We start from the raw sequence: 14,383 nt of genomic DNA, 5'->3' as shown, positions 1-14,383 counted from the left end.
GGCGGACGCGCCTCGCGGCGCCGGTCGTCCCCGCCGTTCCCCCGGCGTCCACGCTGCGGCCGGCGGGGGCACGTGTCGGAATCCTGACACCTACTTTTTATTTTGTCGTTTCTGTTGTACAAGGCCGCTCGACCGTCACGACAGGACCCCTCGAATGACCCGCATCCTTCTCATCGATGACTCCGCGGCGATGCGAGCGCACATGCGCGCCGCGCTCGTCGGAGCGCCCCAGCTCGGGGGCTCGGTGGAGGTCGCCGAGACGGCGAGCGGGTTCGAGGCGCTCCGGGTGATGCACCGGGGCGCGTACGACGCCGTGGTCATCGACATCAACCTGCCGGACATCGACGGGCTGGAGCTCATCCGGTTCATCCGGCAGAGCCGGCACCACCGGGACGTCGCGATCCTCATCGTGTCCGCGATGTCCTCGGCGCGCGAGCGCGAGCGCGCCTTCAGGCTCGGCGCGCATGCCTTCGTGGCGAAGCCGTTCCCCCCGGAGGCCCTGGCGACCGCGGTCCAGCGGGCCCTCGCGTCGAGCCAGCTGCGCCTGCGCGTCGCGACGTAGCGTCGCCGCGCGAGGCTTCCGGCGCGGCGCCCTGAGCTGGTAGGGTGCGCCGCCATGAAGCTCCGCCCGCTCCACCGCCGCCTGGTTGCTTCCCTCGCCCTCGCCCTGTCGGCCGCCTGCTCCTCCGCGCCGCCGCCCCCCGCCGACGCGCCGCCCGGCGCCGCAGCGCCGGCGCCCGCGCCCGCGCCCGCCAGCGCCGCGGACAGCCCGACGGGCCTGCTCTCGGAGGAGGAGTTCAAGGCCCTCCACCAGCTCCGATCGGACAAGGCCCCGCCCGCGCGCGGGCAGACGGTCGAGATCGCCGGGACGCAGGCGTACCTGAGCCTGCCGCCGGGCGCGAAGGCGCCGCTGCCGGGCCTCGTGGTCATCCACGAGTGGTGGGGCCTGAACGAGCACATCAAGCACTGGACCGACCGCCTCGCCGCGGACGGCTACGCCGCCCTCGCCGTGGACATGTACGGCGGCAAGGTCGCGACCACGCCCGACGACGCGATGGCCGCGATGAAGGCGGTCGACGAGGCCAAGGGCATCGAGACCGTGCGCGCCGCCCACCGCTTCCTCACGACGGACGCGCGCGTCGCGGCGCCGCGCACCGGCTCGATCGGCTGGTGCTTCGGCGGCGCCTGGTCGCTGAAGCTCGCCATGAACGAGCCGGAGCTCGACGCGGCGGTCATCTACTACGGCCGGCTCGTCACCGACCCCGCGAAGCTCAAGGCGATCAAGGCGCCGGTGCTCGGCATCTTCGGCAATCAGGACAAGGGCATTCCGCCCGAGACCGTCAATGAGTTCGACAAGGCGCTCCACGACGCGGGCGTGGAGCACGAGGTGCTGCGGTACGACGCCGACCACGCCTTCGCGAACCCGTCCGGAGAGCGCTACGACACGAAGGCCGCGGCCGACTCGTGGGAGCATGTTCGCAAGTTCCTGGCCGCGAAGCTGAAGGGCGGATAACGCCGCAGACGGGTCCGCATCCCCCGCGGGGCCCTCGCTCGACAGCCCTCCTCTCCGCCCTTCACTAGCTCTCCTCTCCACCCTTCATTACCGATCATCGCCCTCGAAGGAGGCGAGCCCGCGCGCCACGGCTCAGCGCGCTCGCCTGGCCGAGCACACCGGGTATGCGGCGGTGCGAGGCCTCGGCAGGGTGGTTTTTTCGAGTCCATTCAGGATCTCACAGGATCCACACGGACCGCGCAAACATCACATCAGATTGGATTATCAAACGTCCTCAGGCGATTCTTTCGCTGAGAGAGGCGAGGCGGCTACAGCCGAGCAGTGGTCGAGATCTTGCTATTGCTTGGTGGACGAAACGCTGGGGGTGAGGGTGCCTGGATGGCGATCCGGCGCGACGGTCGAGGCCGAGCGTCAAGCCATCAACACGACAGCTACGCTGTCAATCTCCACCGCCGGCAGAGGGGCTGCTGCGCTCGCGGCCTCTCCTTTGGCAGCGCTCGTCGCGCCGCGATCTCGCCCCGGGGGGAGACGGTCGCGGCCTCCCCCGGGGGCGGGCGTATCGGACCGAGCTCGAAAGGAAGGCACCATGAAGGGCTTCAAGACAAAGTTGTCCACTGCGTTCGTCGTTGCAGCGTGTTCGTTCGCGTCGGGCTGCATCGGCTTCGACGCTGGCGACGAGGGGGCGGGGCGGGCGCCCACCGCCTCGGGGAAGCTGACCGTCGCTGTCGCCAACGGCGAGGCCCGGTACATGCTGGAGCGCGAGGACGGGAGTTATGTGCGCCTGAACCTGGACGCCATGTCGAACCTGGCGGCGCCCGGCGCCGAGCCGGAGACCGACTGGCGCACGGCGAGCGGCTCGCCCGTCGACGTGTTCGGCGTCGAGAACGACGACGGCAGCATCGACGTGGAGGTGATGCGGCCGGCCGAGGGCATCGGCGAGCTGACGAGCGCGCTCGTCACGACCGGGACCAAGCGTGTCCTGGCGCTGCGCGTGCAGTTCGACGGCGGCCAGATGCTCGGCACGGAGCAGGACGTCAAGAACTCGCTCGACGGCGCGGCGAAGCACCTCTCGGGCTCCTCGTTCGGGCAGATGACGCTCGAGTACGACGTCGCCGGTCCCTTCAACCTCACCTTCGGCAAGTGCGATGACTACGGCCGCTGGCAGAACGAGGCGAAGAACGCGGCGCGGAACGCCGGCTTCGACCTCAACAGGTACCAGCACTTCATGATCTTCGGGAAGATGAACTGCGGGTACTCCGGCATGGGTGAGCAGCCCGGCCGCGCGACCTGGCTCGCCAGCCTCGATTCCGGGGTCATCGTGCACGAGCTCGGCCACAACTTCGGCCTGTGGCACGCCTCCTCGCGCAAGTGCACCAGCGGGGGCGCGGCGGTGACCATGAGCGACAGCTGCACCATCGACGAGTACGGCGACCCATTCGATCCGATGGGCAACGGCATGAGGCAGCACTACAACGCCAACTACAAGGTGAACCTCGGGTGGATCCCGTCGTCGCAGGTCGTGACGGCGAGCGGCGAGCAGACCTACACGCTCGCCCCGATGACCGCGCCGAGCACCGGGACCCAGCTCCTCCGCGTCAAGGGGCAGAACGACCTCATGTACCAGGTGGAGTTCCGGCAGTCGGCGGAGACGAACGTCGTCGACTCGCGCAATCTCTCCGTGAGCGGCCTCCTCGTCCATGCGTTCTTCACGCAGTCGCGGGAGAGCGGCCGGGCGCACCTCCTCGACATGGTCCCTGGCGGCAACTTCAGGGACGCGCCGCTCGCCGTCGGCATCCCCCACAAGCTCTTCGGGACGGACGTGACGCTGACGCTCCTGTCGGTGTCGCCCACGGGCGCGCAGGTCAAGGTCTCCGGCCCGGGCACCGGGACCGGCACCGGGACTGGCACCGGCACCGGGACCGGGACTGGCACTGGCACTGGGACCGGCACCGGCACCCCCACCGGCCAGCGGCTGACGTTCCTCCATTCCGGCAAGTGCATGGGGATCGCCAGCGCGAGCGTCGCCAGCGGCGCGACCGTGACCCAGTGGCCGTGCACCGGGGCGAACGATCAGCAGTGGCAGATCGAGAGCATCACCGGCACGAGCAAGGTGCTGTTGAAGAACGTGAACAGCGGGAAGTGCCTCGACGTGGCGGGGGCCAGCCGGGACAACAGCGCGAACATCACGCAGGTGGATTGCAACGGCAGCGCCAGCCAGCAATGGGAGCTCATCGATCGCGGCGGCGGCGTCTTCTCCCTGCGGTCGTCCAACAGCGGCAAGTGCGTGGACGTCTCGGGCGCCAGCACCGCCGATGGGGGCCGGTTCATCCAGTACACCTGCCACACCGGGACGAACCAGCAGTTCCGGCGGCAGTAAGGCTGGGTCCGCCCGCCCGGAGCCGCCGCGAGGCGGCCAGAAATCCGGCCGACCCTGGCCGGATTTCTGGCGGACGGGACTAGACTGCTCCGAGGCCGCGGGCCTCCGGCCAGCGCGCGGCGACGTGCAGGAGAATGGATGACCCGCCCCTCGGTGAACCGCAGCCGTATCTTTCCCGCCATCACGATCGGATCCGCCGCGGCGTGCATCTGCCTGGCCGCCTCGACGCCCGCGTCTGCCAACGGCCGTTACCCCTCCGCCGGGCAGATCCTCGTCGACCCTGCCGATCCGGATCATCTCTGGATCCGCGCCACCTACGGCGTGCTCACCACGAGCGACGGCGGCGAGCGCTGGTCGTGGATCTGCGAGCCGGCGATCGGCTACATCGGCATCGAGGATCCCATGATGGTCCTCACCGGCGACGGATCGATCCTCGTCGGGCTCTTCGGCGGGCTGAGCGCCACGCACGATCGCGGCTGCCAGTGGGAGCTCGGGGCGGGCGGGGTCGCCGATCGCAACATCGTCGACCTGTCGATCGACCGCGCCGAGCCAGGGAGCGTGATCCTGCTCGGCTCGAGCGTGCTCGGCAGCGACGAGATCCTGACCCAGGTCTGGGAGTCGAAGGACGACGGGAGGACCTGGGCCCAGGCAGGCGTCGACCTCCCGAGCACCTTCCTCGGCGTGACCCTGGACAGCGCGCCGAGCGACCCGCGGCGGCTCTACGTGAGCGGCCGGTGGAACGGCCCATCGTTCCAGGGGATCTTGAAGCGATCCATGGACCGCGGCCGGACCTGGGAGGACTTCGACGTCCCCGGCAGCGACGAGCGCAACCTGCCTTATATCGGCGCCGTCGATCCGGTGGATCCGGACGTCGTGTACGTCCGCCGGGACGGCGACGAAGCGGACACCCTGCTGGTCACGCGGGACGGGGGCGCCACCTGGGAGGAGGTGTTCCAGGCCGCGAGCCTCGTCGGCCTCGCCCTGTCGCCCGATGGATCGAAGATCGCGGTGGGCAGCGACTACGGCGGCCTGTGGACCGCCCCGACGGCGACGCTCACGTTCACCCCGGTCAGGAACCTCGGCGTCCGCTGCCTGACCTGGACCCCGCGGGGCCTCTTCGCCTGCGCCGACGAGTTCGTGGACGGCTTCACCGCGGGCATCTCCACGGACGAGGGCCAGACGTTCTCGCCCCTGATGACGCTCGATCGCCTCTGCGGCCCGCCGCCGGCCTGCGGCAGCGACAGCGAGACCGGCGAGGCGTGCCCGGCCCTCTGGCCGGCGACCGCGAGCTTCTTGGGCGCCGCGGGGTCGTGTGATGCCGGCGCCGGCGCGAGCGGGACCGCGACCGCGGGCGGGGGCGGGGCGGGCGAGAGCGGGACGGGCGCGGGCGCGGGCGGGAGCGGGACGGGCGCGGCGGCGGGCGGCGGCTGCGCCTGCGAGGCGTCGGGCAAGGGGCGCCACGGCGGGCTCCTCGGCTGCATGATCGTGGCCGCCGGCGTGCTCTGCGGCGCGCGGCGGCGAGCGCGGAAGGCTTCCAGCGGACGGATGGCTCTGGGCGTGCGGGCGGGGCCATCGTGACGATGGCCCGAGCGCGCGCTCAGCGCGCCTTGAGCCGCTCGATCTCGGCGCGCGCCTCGGCGAGTTGCCGCTCCACGTCCTCGCGGAGGCGCCGCTCTTCATCGAGGAGGCGCCGCTCTTCATCGAGGAGGCGCCGCTCTTCATCGAGGAGGCGCCGCTCTCTATCGAGCTGGGCGGCGAGCTCCTCGGCGAGGCGCTGGGCCTCCTCCTGGCGGGCGATGACGTCGTCGAGCATGCCGCCGAGGCGGGCGATCATCTCGTCGGCGTCCTCGAGGGGCGCGTTCCCCGCGAAGAAGCGGAGGCGGGTGCCGTCGAGCAGGAGGTCGAGGCCGAGCACCTCGGAGGTGAAGCGGCCCGCCTGCGGCACGAGCCGCTGGTACACGCGCGGGCGGGAAGGGTCGCCCTCCGAGGCCGCGGGCAGCCTGTAGCCGTGCAGGCGCAGCCGCGCGCGATCGAAGAGGAAGTACTCGCGGATCCCGAGCCGGGCGTACCGATCGACGTTCGTCTGCTCGTCCTTGGCGCGGTCGCCCGCCACGTGGACCTCGATCACGAGGTCGAGGCCCTTGCCCTCGTCGTTGACCACCCACTTCATGCGGTCGTGGAGCGCGACGTCGAGGACGGCGAGCAGGTCGGGCGCGAAGCGCGCCTCGCCGGGGTAGTAGACGCCGAGCTCGGAGGAGAGATAGACCTTGCGGGCGGCGCGGCGGAAGAAGCCGTCGAGCGCGTCGAGCGCGCCGCGCTTGGCCTTGCGGTGCGGGTCGCCCTCCGGCGGCATGAGCTCCAGCGGGACCTCGGCCGGAAGCATGTCGACGACGCGCGCCCGCTCGGCCGGCGTCATCCGGGCCCACTGGTCGCTCGTGGGGGCGCGCGGGTCCGCGGGGTCGAAGAAGTAACCGCTGGGAAGAGGCTGGACCACGACCGGAGTCTAGCCGATGCCCTGGCCGGAGGGGAGGGGCGCCCCGAGCGGCACGAGCCGCGGCCCCGAGCGGCACGAGCCGCGAGCTCCGCGCCAGGCATCTTTATCCGCTGTTCCGCTCCGGCGGTCCTCCCGGCTTCCCAGGCGAGTTTGTTATCCGCTGTTCCGCTCCGGCGGTCCTCCCGACTTCCCAGGCGAGTTTGCAACCTCCACGAGGGCGCGGGCGCTGTCATGAGGCCGCGGGGCGCTCTATAACATCCTGGATCAGGCCGCCTGGTCAGGACGAGCGTCCGGCGCGTCGAAGAACGGCGGTTTCTGGGAGTGTATCCGAAGGAGGGGGCGATGACAGGACTTCTTCCGGTCTACCGGAGGTTCATCGACTACGTTTCCCTTGTTGCCGGGAGGCGGAGGCTCCGTAGCGCGCCAGAGCTCTCGGGCGACAGCTTCCGCGGGCAAGTCGTGAAGGTGGTGGACGGAGACACGATCCGGGTGCGCGACGAGATCGGCGTTCTCCGCGGTGTTCGCCTGCTGTCGATCGATACGCCGGAGACGCACTTCCTCGGCGCTTCGCAGGGGCGCTGGGCCGAGGCGGCCGCCGCGCGGCTCTCCGAGCTGCTCCCCGTCGGGGCCGAGGTGGAGATCCAGACCGACGTGCAGAAGTTCGACAGCTACGGGCGCGTCCTCGGGTTCGTCCTCTCCGGAGGTCAGCTCGTGAACCGGCAGCTGCTCGAGGAGGGCCTGGCGGCGACGTACATCGTGGCCCCGAACCTCCGCCACGCGCGGGACTTCTGCGAGGTCGCCCGGCGGAGCTTCACCGAGAAGCGCGGCTTCTTCAGCGATCCCAGCGTCCAGCTTCCGTACGAGTTCCGGTGGAGCCTGAGGGGCCGGTCGCACGCGCGGCTCGTCGGCAGCCTGTCCCGAGGCCAGGTGTTCGAGCTCTCGGAGCGGGATCAGGTGCCCTGCTGGGATCGGGTGTTCTTCTTCGACGTGCGGGACGTCCGCGCGCCGTTCGTCCGTGCGGAGGACGGGCGCGCTCGGGAGGGTTAGACACCGATCACAGTGGCGTCTCGGAGAAATCAACAGAAGAGAAGAAACACCGCGAGGGGCGCACGGGGAAAACAGGGAACTATCCCCTCTCTGGCATCTTGCGCTCTTGCGGTGTTTCTCTTCCCGCATTCTGTTGCCCTTGGAGCCTGTCCCCCGGCGGATGGTTGGGGTTGTAACCCAACTCGGGCGGCTGCTGCGGTATCGATTCTAACCCCGCGCGCCAGGGATCCTGTCGGGATTTCCTGTAGGCGCCGGCGCGGCGCTGACGAAACCCCGGCTTGACACTCCCTCCGCGCCCCCGATAGGCTGGCCGGCGTCGTGGGATCCAGTGGCGCTGTCAAATTGTCGCAGGATCGCGCGATGATTTCGTCGTCGACAGGTCGTCACCCTCAGGAGATCCGAACATGGCTCACATTCTGGCGAGGCTTTCCGGCGTCAAGTTTGCGGACGTCAAACAGCAGCTGGAGGGAGACGCGCCTGGTCATGCCGAGCAGGGCATGTATCTGGAGCACCTGTGGAGCAACGCGGACGATCCTAACGAGATCCTGTTCCTCTTCCGGGTCGACGACCTGAACCATTGCAAGCAGCTCGTGGACAGGGTTCACGCGGAAGCCCGCCAGGAAGACCCCAATGTCAAGCTGCCCCACATGACGTTCCTCGACGACAAGTGAGGGGCTAGGGGCGGCTGTCTTGTCAGCCGCGCTCAGCGCCGCCCGCGCGGCGCCTCGGCCTCGCGGAGGCCGTACGCCGCCATCTTGCGCTTGAGCGTGTTCCTGTCGATGGCGAGCGCGCGCGCCGCGCGGGAGATGTTGCCCTGATGCGCGTCGAGCGCGCGCCCGATGGCGGCCCGCTCCGCGCGCGCCACCGACTCCGCGAGCGGCGCGACCTGCTCGCCGCCGGGCGCCGCCTCGGCCTCCTCCGCCCGCGCGCTCGCGCCCCCGCCAGCGGCCGGTTGGCTCGTGGGCGGCATCGCGATCTCGGGCGCGAGGTCGCCGACGTCGACCGTGTGATCGCAGAAGACGCCCCACCGGAGCACCTCGGCGCGCAGCTCGCGGACGTTGCCCGGCCAGGGATGCTGGACGAGGCGCCTCAGCGCCTCGCGGGTCACCTTGAGGCCGCGCCCCTTGCGCCGCGCCCGCACCTCGTCGAGGAACACGGCGGCGAGCAGCTCGATGTCGCCCCCGCGCGCGCGCAGCGGAGGGACCTCGATGACCGCTCCGCGCAGGCGGTAGTACAGGTCCTCGCGGAAGCTCCCGTCCTCGACCATGGCCGCGAGGTCGCGGTGCGTGGCCGCGAGCACGCGCACGTCGAGCTGGATCTTCGCCTCGCCGCCCACCCGGCGCAGCGCGCCGTCCTGGAGCACGCGCAGCAGCGACGCCTGCACCCGCGGCGAGAGCTCGCCGATCTCGTCGAGGAACAACGTGCCGCCGTGCGCCTGCTCGAACACGCCGCGCCGCCGCCCCGCGGCCCCGGTGAACGCGCCCGCCTCGTGGCCGAAGAGCTCGCTCGCGAGCACGCCCTCGGCGAAGACGCCGCAGTTCTCGGCGATGAAGGGGCCCTTCGCGCGCGGGCTGTGCTCGTGGATGGCCCTGGCCGCGAGCTCCTTGCCGGTCCCCGTCTCGCCGACGATCAGCACGGGCACGTCGGTCGCGGCGACCCGGGCGATGCGGGCGCGGAGCAGCCGCATCGGCTCGCTCTCGCCGACCAAGACCACGTCGCGGGCGCGCGCCTCGGCCCGCAGGCGCACGAGCTCGTCGCGCAGGGCGCGGATCTCGGGGAACCCCTCGATGTCGAGCCGGACCTCGCGCACCGGCCGCGGGTGCGGGTGCGGCACGAACGCGGCCGGGATGACCTGGAGCATACGCGCGGGCAGGAGGCCCGCCTGGACCAGGATGACCCAGAGCGTCTGCGCCTGCGGCGTGCCCGCCGAGAGCAGCACGTCCGTCGCCCACCCCGCCGGCGGGAACGACCGCCGGAGCCGCGAGGTCAGCGGCCCGAGCGCGCGGAAGAGCTTCGCGTAGTCCGAGGGGTCGTCGACGTCGACGACGCGCAGCTCGACCCGCGGCGCCCGCGCCCGCGCCCGCTCGACGAGCGCCCGCGACGGCGCCTCGCCCGCCGGGATGGTGAGGACCACGATCGCGTCGTAGCGGCTCTCCTCCTGGTCGAGCAGCCGCAGCACCGGCCCGCGATCGCCCTCCGGCCGGCGGCTCTGGTGCGCCGGCATCGGGCCGAGCGTGCCCGCGTCCGACCACGTCAGGAGGAGGCGACTCACTGGTGCACCGTACACCAGAGGTGATGCGCCATGCACCAGCCAGGATGGTGCACGGCGCACCATGTTGAGGCGTCCTCCCGGCGAGGGCGGGTCTCGCGCGCTGGCACGAGATCCGCAAGTCCCCTCTTCTACCGCGTCCATCCTCGCCCCCGGAGATCTCATGAAAGCGCCCGCCGACAGCGTCGTCCTCCCCGCCCATGCCCGCCTCGTCGCCCGCGAGGACGTCTGGCTCGAGGGCAACGCCGTGCAGCAGCTCGCGCGCGTCGCCGCGCTCCCCGGCTGCGTCCGCGCCGTGGGGATGCCCGATCTGCACGCGGGCAGAGGCATCCCCGTCGGGGCGGCCTTCGCCTTCGCCGGCCGCGTGGTCCCGCAGCTCATCGGCGGCGACGCGGGCTGCGGCGTGCGGCTCGTCGCGACCGCGATCGGCCGCGCGGCGCCGGACCTCCTCGAGCGGCGCGCGCGGCAGGCCATGGAGGAGGACCCGCTCGACGGCTGCGACGCCCGGGAGGTGTTCGAGCAGGTCTGGCGGCGCGGCGCGCGGGGCCTCGCGGAGATCGACGGCGCGCCCGAGGCGCTCGTGCGGCTCGCGGCGGCCGAGCCGGAGGACGGCCTGCGCCCGAGCGGCGACGCGTCGCCGTACCGCCCGTACGGCGCGCGGTTCGAGGGCGCGCTCGGGTCGATCGGCGGGGGGAACCACTTCCTCGAGATCGCGCGCGTGGGGCCGGTCCGGGACCCTGCGGCGGCCGAGGCCCTCGGCCTCGCCGCCGGGGACCTCGTGGTCCTGGCCCACTCGGGCTCGCGCGGGCTCGGCGGCGCGCTCGCCGAGCGCTGGGGCGACGCGGCGCTCGCGGGGGACGCCGCCGAGCCGTACCTCGGCGAGCTCGCGGGCGCGTGCCGCTTCGCGCAGGCGAACCGGTTCCTGCTCGCCTACCGGATGCTGCGCGCCCTCGGCGCCTCGCGGCCGTCCAAGATCACCGGCGGGCTCGACATCACCCACAACGGCGTCGAGCGCGAGAGCGTGGGCGGCGAACCGGCCTGGGTGCACCGCAAGGGGGCGGCGCCGGCCCGGGGCGACGACTTCACGATCGTGCTCGGGTCGCGCGGGGCGCCGTCATGGGTGATGCGCGCGCGCGACGCCGAGGCGGGGCTGCGCTCCGTGGCGCACGGCGCGGGGCGCAAGATGGGGCGCGGCGAGGCGCGCGAGAAGATCGCCGCGAAGTACCGGCGGCGCGAGCTCACCCGCACGGAGCTCGGCGGCCGCGTGGTGTGCGACGACCCGGCGCTGCTGCTCGAGGAGCACCCGGACGTGTACAAGCCGATCGAGCCGGTGGTGGAGAGCCTGGTCGAGGCGGGGCTGGCGACGGCGGTCGCGCCGCTCGTGCCGGTCGTCACGGTGAAGCGATGAGCCGGTGGTGGGTGCAGATCAGCGCGGGGAGGGGCCCGATCGAGGCGCGGCGCTTCGTGGCGCGGCTCGCCGAGCGCATGGAGGCGGTCTGCGAGGAGCGCGGGCTCGTTGTGGTCGACGTCGCGGTGCACGGGGGCGAGGACGCGCCGGGCTCGGTCGAGATCCTGGTGCAGGGCGACGCGCGGCGCCGCCTCGACGGCGAGCTGGGCACCCACGCGCTGCTCGATAAGAGCCCGCGCCGGGGGCGGGCGGCGCGCAAGCGGTGGTTCGCGGGGGTGACGGTCCACCCGGCCGCGCCGGGCGCCGGCGCGGCGGCCGGCGCGGCGGCCGGCGTCGGGATCGACCTCGGCGACGTGGAGATCTCGGCCTGCCGGGCGAGCGGGCCGGGAGGGCAACACGTGAACAAGACCCTCTCGGCGGTCCGGATCCACCACCGGCCGAGCGGGATCACGGTGCGCGTCGCGGACGAGCGTTCGCAGCACGCGAACGTCCGCCGCGGGGTGGAGCGCATCGCCGAGCGGCTCGCCGAGCGTGCCGCCCGGAGCCGCGCCGAGGAGGAGGCCGCGCGCCGGGTCGAGCACGACCGCCTCGTCCGGAGGGCGCCGGTGAGGACGTACCGGGTGGGGCGAAGGAGCACGCTCGAGGTCGCGGGGGCGCGGGAGGTCGGTGAGGGCGGCGGTCGCTGTCGGCTCACGCCGGGCTGACGTGCGGCTCGCGCTCGACAGGCTGAAGTGACCATGGCAAAGTGACCATGGTCATGAAGGCGAAAATCGAGGTCCCTGCCGGGGAGTTCAAGGCGCGCTGCCTGAAGCTCATGGACGAGGTCGCCACGAAACGCACCCCCATCGTCGTCACGAAGCGCGGCCGGCCGCTCGTCAAGCTCGTACCGGTCGATGAGGTCGAGCCTCTTCCCTCGATTTTCGGCTGCATGCGAGGCACCATCGTCCGCCGCGAGGACGACCTCTTCTCGACGGGTGAGGTGTGGGGTGCCGAGCGCGACTGAGACCCTCATCCTCGATACACACGTCTGGGTCGACGTCGTGGGCGGCGTGCGGCTGCCGGTGCAGGTTACGCGCCGCATCTCGCGCTCCGTCGAGGAGAGTGGGCTCTGGATTGCGGCGATCTCCCTCTGGGAGATCGCCATGCTCGCCAGGAAGGGCCGCTTGCAGCTGAGCATGCCCACGCTCGAGTGGATGAAGGTGGCGATCGACCGTTCGCGCGTACACGTCGCGCCGCTCGAACCGACGATCGCCGTAGACAGCGTGGAGCTACCCGGCACCTGCCATGGCGATCCGGCGGACCGGTTGATTATCGCGACCGCGCGCTGCATGGACGCCACGCTGGTTACACGTGACCGCGCCATCCACGACTACGGCAAGGCGCGTCACGTGCGCCTGCTCCAAGCGTGAGCGGGGCGGCTACTGGACGTGTCAGCTCACGGGTCCAGGTAATCCTGCGAGGACCGGAGGGATCAATCGAACGGTAAGCGAGCGGCCCAACCACCCACGGGCGCGCCCTGAGCTAGTACACTGTCCCGCCCGCACGCTTCAGAAAGGCGCCCGGCGTGAGCCCGACGAGCTCCCGGAAGTCGGCAATGAGGTGCGCCTGGTCGTAATAGCCCGCGTCCGCGGCGATGCGCGCCCAGTCCTTCGAGGTCGCCGCCATCCGCAGGGCGCGCTGCAGGCGAACGGTCCGCGCGAACTCCTTCGGCCCGATGCCGACGCTCTCCGTGAAGGCGCGGCGAAGATGCCGCGCCGTGACGCCAAGCCGCTCCGCCACGCTCTCCACCCGAACCTCGTCCCCTTCGAGCAAGTGAACCGCGCGGCGAGCGAGCCGCGCCGAGGCCGGCTCGGATGCCTGGCGGGTACGAAGGGCGATCGCGCGAGAGAGTCGGTCGAGCACCTCCGGCAGGCTTCGCGCCGCAAGGAGCTCGTAGCAGAGGTCGCCGCCCGAACGGCCCCAGATGTCTTCCAGCGGGATGATCCGGTCCGTCAGCGCGTTCGCTGCGACGCCCAGCAGCGACGCCGACCAGCCTGGCTTGAACTGAAGCATTACCGCCCGCGCGATGCCGGTCGCGTCCTTGAACAGCGCCCGCGTTCGCGGGCCCGCGACGCACACATCCCCTTTCCGGCCTCTCTCAATCACTCGAAACACAAGGGTCGTTCTTCCGTCGGGCAGCCGATCAACGTGACATGCACGTCCAGCGGCGGGCGCGATGACGCGAACATCCTCGACGAAGCGGGGAAGCGAGAACGTCACGGCGGGAGAGTCCAACGTGCGCAGCACCCTCGCAGGGTCGCACGTCCACTGCGGCCGTTCAAGCCGGCGCGGGAGGGGCGATGAAAATGTCCGGTTCTTCCAATCGGGGGGCGGCAGCGGGAGGTACGAAGGCGGTGGAGGTACGGCATGAGCAACCGAGATTTCTCAGACCACGTCGTTGTCGTCACCGGGGCGAGCGGGGGTGTCGGAGCTGCCGCCGCCGAGGAGCTCGCGCGACGTGGCGCATCGGTCGTGCTGGCCGCGCGCCGCGCCGGCCCCCTCGGCGACGTGGCCAAGCGCTGTGGGAGCCAGGCCCACCCCGTCGTGGCGGACGTGACGAAGCGCAGCGACGTGCAGCGCATCTCCGACGAGGCGGTCGCGAGGTTCGGTCGCGTCGACATCTGGATCAACAACGTGGGGCGAGGCATCGGCCGCCCCCTGCTCGAGATCACCGACGAGGACGTCGACGCGATGATCCGCGACAACATGAAGTCGGCGCTCTACGGCATGCAGGTCGTGACGCCGCACCTGAAGGCCCGCGGCACGGGCGCGATCGTGAACGTGTCGTCGATCCTCGGCCGCACCCCGCTGCCTCCGCGCGCCGCCTACGCCGCGGCCAAAGCCGCGATGAGCTCGCTCTCGGAGGCGCTCCGCATCGAGCTTTCGGGCTCGCACCCCGATATCCGCGTCGTGGTCGTCTACCCCGGCCGGATCGCGACCGACTTCGGCCAGAACGCGCTGGGGCAGCGCATGGTGGATAGCGGGAAGCTCCCCGCCGAGGTCCTCGCCGCCATCGGCGGCGCGACGCAGACGGCGGAGGAGGTCGCGCACGTGCTGTGCGACGCGGCCCTGAGCGGCCGCGGAGACGTCTATACGCAACCGAACGCGTTCGCGCGCGTGCGGGAGTACCTGGAGAAGCAGCCGGGGTGAGGCCGCGGCGCACCGATGGCGGAAGCGGCACCATCAAGGGCGCGGCATCGGACGTGCTCGGATGGCGCCCGAGAAGGCTTTGTCAC

14 protein-coding genes are annotated in these 14,383 nt (G+C 71.7%); 11 read left to right on the top strand and 3 right to left on the bottom strand.

Annotation, left to right across the window (positions count from 1 at the left end):
* Nucleotides 1–154: 154 nt before the first annotated feature.
* The 4 genes from WMF43_RS39715 to WMF43_RS39700 all read left to right on the top strand — a co-directional run bounded on the left by WMF43_RS39715 (nt 155) and on the right by WMF43_RS39700 (nt 5,468).
* The gene (locus WMF43_RS39715; protein ID WP_437673034.1) at nt 155–562 is read left to right on the top strand and encodes a response regulator; all 408 of its coding nucleotides are present in this window, start codon (nt 155–157) and stop codon (nt 560–562) included.
* Nucleotides 563–616: 54 nt separating this feature from the next.
* Complete coding sequence (locus WMF43_RS39710; RefSeq protein ID WP_437673032.1) at nt 617–1,513, top strand: dienelactone hydrolase family protein; 897 nt, start codon at nt 617–619, stop codon at nt 1,511–1,513.
* 586 nt (nt 1,514–2,099) lie between these two features.
* A complete protein-coding gene (locus WMF43_RS39705; RefSeq protein ID WP_437673030.1) occupies nt 2,100–3,890 on the top strand; it encodes an RICIN domain-containing protein in 1,791 nt (596 codons plus the stop codon).
* A 138-nt stretch (nt 3,891–4,028) separates the two neighbouring features.
* Complete coding sequence (locus WMF43_RS39700) at nt 4,029–5,468, top strand: WD40/YVTN/BNR-like repeat-containing protein (protein ID WP_437673029.1); 1,440 nt, start codon at nt 4,029–4,031, stop codon at nt 5,466–5,468.
* A gap of 19 nt (nt 5,469–5,487) precedes the next feature.
* Here WMF43_RS39700 and WMF43_RS39695 read toward each other — a convergent pair whose 3' ends face one another.
* Complete coding sequence (locus WMF43_RS39695) at nt 5,488–6,384, bottom strand: Uma2 family endonuclease (RefSeq protein WP_437673027.1); 897 nt, start codon at nt 6,382–6,384, stop codon at nt 5,488–5,490.
* A 342-nt stretch (nt 6,385–6,726) separates the two neighbouring features.
* Here WMF43_RS39695 and WMF43_RS39690 point away from each other — a divergent pair, with 342 nt between their 5' ends.
* Both WMF43_RS39690 and WMF43_RS39685 read left to right on the top strand, forming a co-directional pair.
* Nucleotides 6,727–7,431, top strand: coding sequence for a thermonuclease family protein (locus WMF43_RS39690; protein WP_437673025.1), 705 nt, complete (start codon nt 6,727–6,729; stop codon nt 7,429–7,431).
* Between the two features lie 404 nt (nt 7,432–7,835).
* A complete protein-coding gene (locus WMF43_RS39685) occupies nt 7,836–8,102 on the top strand; it encodes a hypothetical protein (protein ID WP_437673023.1) in 267 nt (88 codons plus the stop codon).
* A gap of 32 nt (nt 8,103–8,134) precedes the next feature.
* On the opposite strand, the gene WMF43_RS39680 is transcribed toward WMF43_RS39685, so the two are convergent.
* Nucleotides 8,135–9,703: a sigma-54 interaction domain-containing protein gene (locus WMF43_RS39680; RefSeq protein ID WP_437673021.1), complete on the bottom strand. Its 1,569-nt coding sequence runs from the start codon at nt 9,701–9,703 to the stop codon at nt 8,135–8,137.
* A 160-nt stretch (nt 9,704–9,863) separates the two neighbouring features.
* Between WMF43_RS39680 and WMF43_RS39675 the strand changes: the two genes are divergently transcribed.
* Genes WMF43_RS39675 through WMF43_RS39660 form a run of 4 tightly spaced genes read left to right on the top strand, consistent with a single transcriptional unit; the run spans nt 9,864 to nt 12,517 of the window.
* Complete coding sequence (locus WMF43_RS39675; protein ID WP_437673019.1) at nt 9,864–11,108, top strand: RtcB family protein; 1,245 nt, start codon at nt 9,864–9,866, stop codon at nt 11,106–11,108.
* The gene (locus tag WMF43_RS39670) at nt 11,105–11,812 is read left to right on the top strand and encodes a peptide chain release factor-like protein (RefSeq protein ID WP_437673017.1); all 708 of its coding nucleotides are present in this window, start codon (nt 11,105–11,107) and stop codon (nt 11,810–11,812) included. The genes WMF43_RS39675 and WMF43_RS39670 overlap by 4 nt, the downstream gene beginning before the upstream one ends.
* Before the next feature lie 53 nt (nt 11,813–11,865).
* Complete coding sequence (locus WMF43_RS39665; protein ID WP_437673015.1) at nt 11,866–12,111, top strand: type II toxin-antitoxin system Phd/YefM family antitoxin; 246 nt, start codon at nt 11,866–11,868, stop codon at nt 12,109–12,111.
* On the top strand, nt 12,095–12,517 hold the full coding sequence (locus WMF43_RS39660) for a type II toxin-antitoxin system VapC family toxin (protein ID WP_437673013.1): 423 nt from the start codon (nt 12,095–12,097) through the stop codon (nt 12,515–12,517). Before WMF43_RS39665 ends, WMF43_RS39660 begins: the two co-directional genes overlap by 17 nt.
* 112 nt (nt 12,518–12,629) lie before the next feature.
* Here the strand turns inward: WMF43_RS39660 and WMF43_RS39655 are convergent, their stop codons facing one another.
* Nucleotides 12,630–13,367, bottom strand: a complete 738-nt coding sequence (locus tag WMF43_RS39655) for a helix-turn-helix domain-containing protein (RefSeq protein WP_437673011.1) — start codon at nt 13,365–13,367, stop codon at nt 12,630–12,632.
* A 147-nt stretch (nt 13,368–13,514) separates the two neighbouring features.
* Here WMF43_RS39655 and WMF43_RS39650 point away from each other — a divergent pair, with 147 nt between their 5' ends.
* Nucleotides 13,515–14,297 carry an SDR family oxidoreductase gene (locus WMF43_RS39650; RefSeq protein WP_437673010.1) on the top strand — a complete coding sequence of 261 codons (783 nt, stop codon included), beginning with the start codon at nt 13,515–13,517 and terminating at the stop codon, nt 14,295–14,297.
* Nucleotides 14,298–14,383 lie beyond the last annotated feature (86 nt).

It is taken from the genome of Sorangium sp. So ce131 (assembly GCF_051519095.1).
In the GTDB taxonomy this organism is placed as follows: Bacteria; Myxococcota_A; Polyangia; order Polyangiales; family Polyangiaceae; genus Sorangium.
This window is presented reverse-complemented; position numbering and strand designations above follow the sequence as displayed.

Coding starts and splice junctions, on each gene's coding strand:
- WMF43_RS39705 (WP_437673030.1), top strand. CDS start 2,100: ATGAAGGGCTTCAAGACAAAGTTGTCCACTGCGTTCGTCGTTGCAGCG.
- WMF43_RS39650 (WP_437673010.1), top strand. CDS start 13,515: ATGAGCAACCGAGATTTCTCAGACCACGTCGTTGTCGTCACCGGGGCG.
- WMF43_RS39675 (WP_437673019.1), top strand. CDS start 9,864: ATGAAAGCGCCCGCCGACAGCGTCGTCCTCCCCGCCCATGCCCGCCTC.
- WMF43_RS39715 (WP_437673034.1), top strand. CDS start 155: ATGACCCGCATCCTTCTCATCGATGACTCCGCGGCGATGCGAGCGCAC.
- WMF43_RS39665 (WP_437673015.1), top strand. CDS start 11,866: ATGAAGGCGAAAATCGAGGTCCCTGCCGGGGAGTTCAAGGCGCGCTGC.
- WMF43_RS39700 (WP_437673029.1), top strand. CDS start 4,029: ATGACCCGCCCCTCGGTGAACCGCAGCCGTATCTTTCCCGCCATCACG.
- WMF43_RS39670 (WP_437673017.1), top strand. CDS start 11,105: ATGAGCCGGTGGTGGGTGCAGATCAGCGCGGGGAGGGGCCCGATCGAG.
- WMF43_RS39690 (WP_437673025.1), top strand. CDS start 6,727: ATGACAGGACTTCTTCCGGTCTACCGGAGGTTCATCGACTACGTTTCC.
- WMF43_RS39710 (WP_437673032.1), top strand. CDS start 617: ATGAAGCTCCGCCCGCTCCACCGCCGCCTGGTTGCTTCCCTCGCCCTC.
- WMF43_RS39685 (WP_437673023.1), top strand. CDS start 7,836: ATGGCTCACATTCTGGCGAGGCTTTCCGGCGTCAAGTTTGCGGACGTC.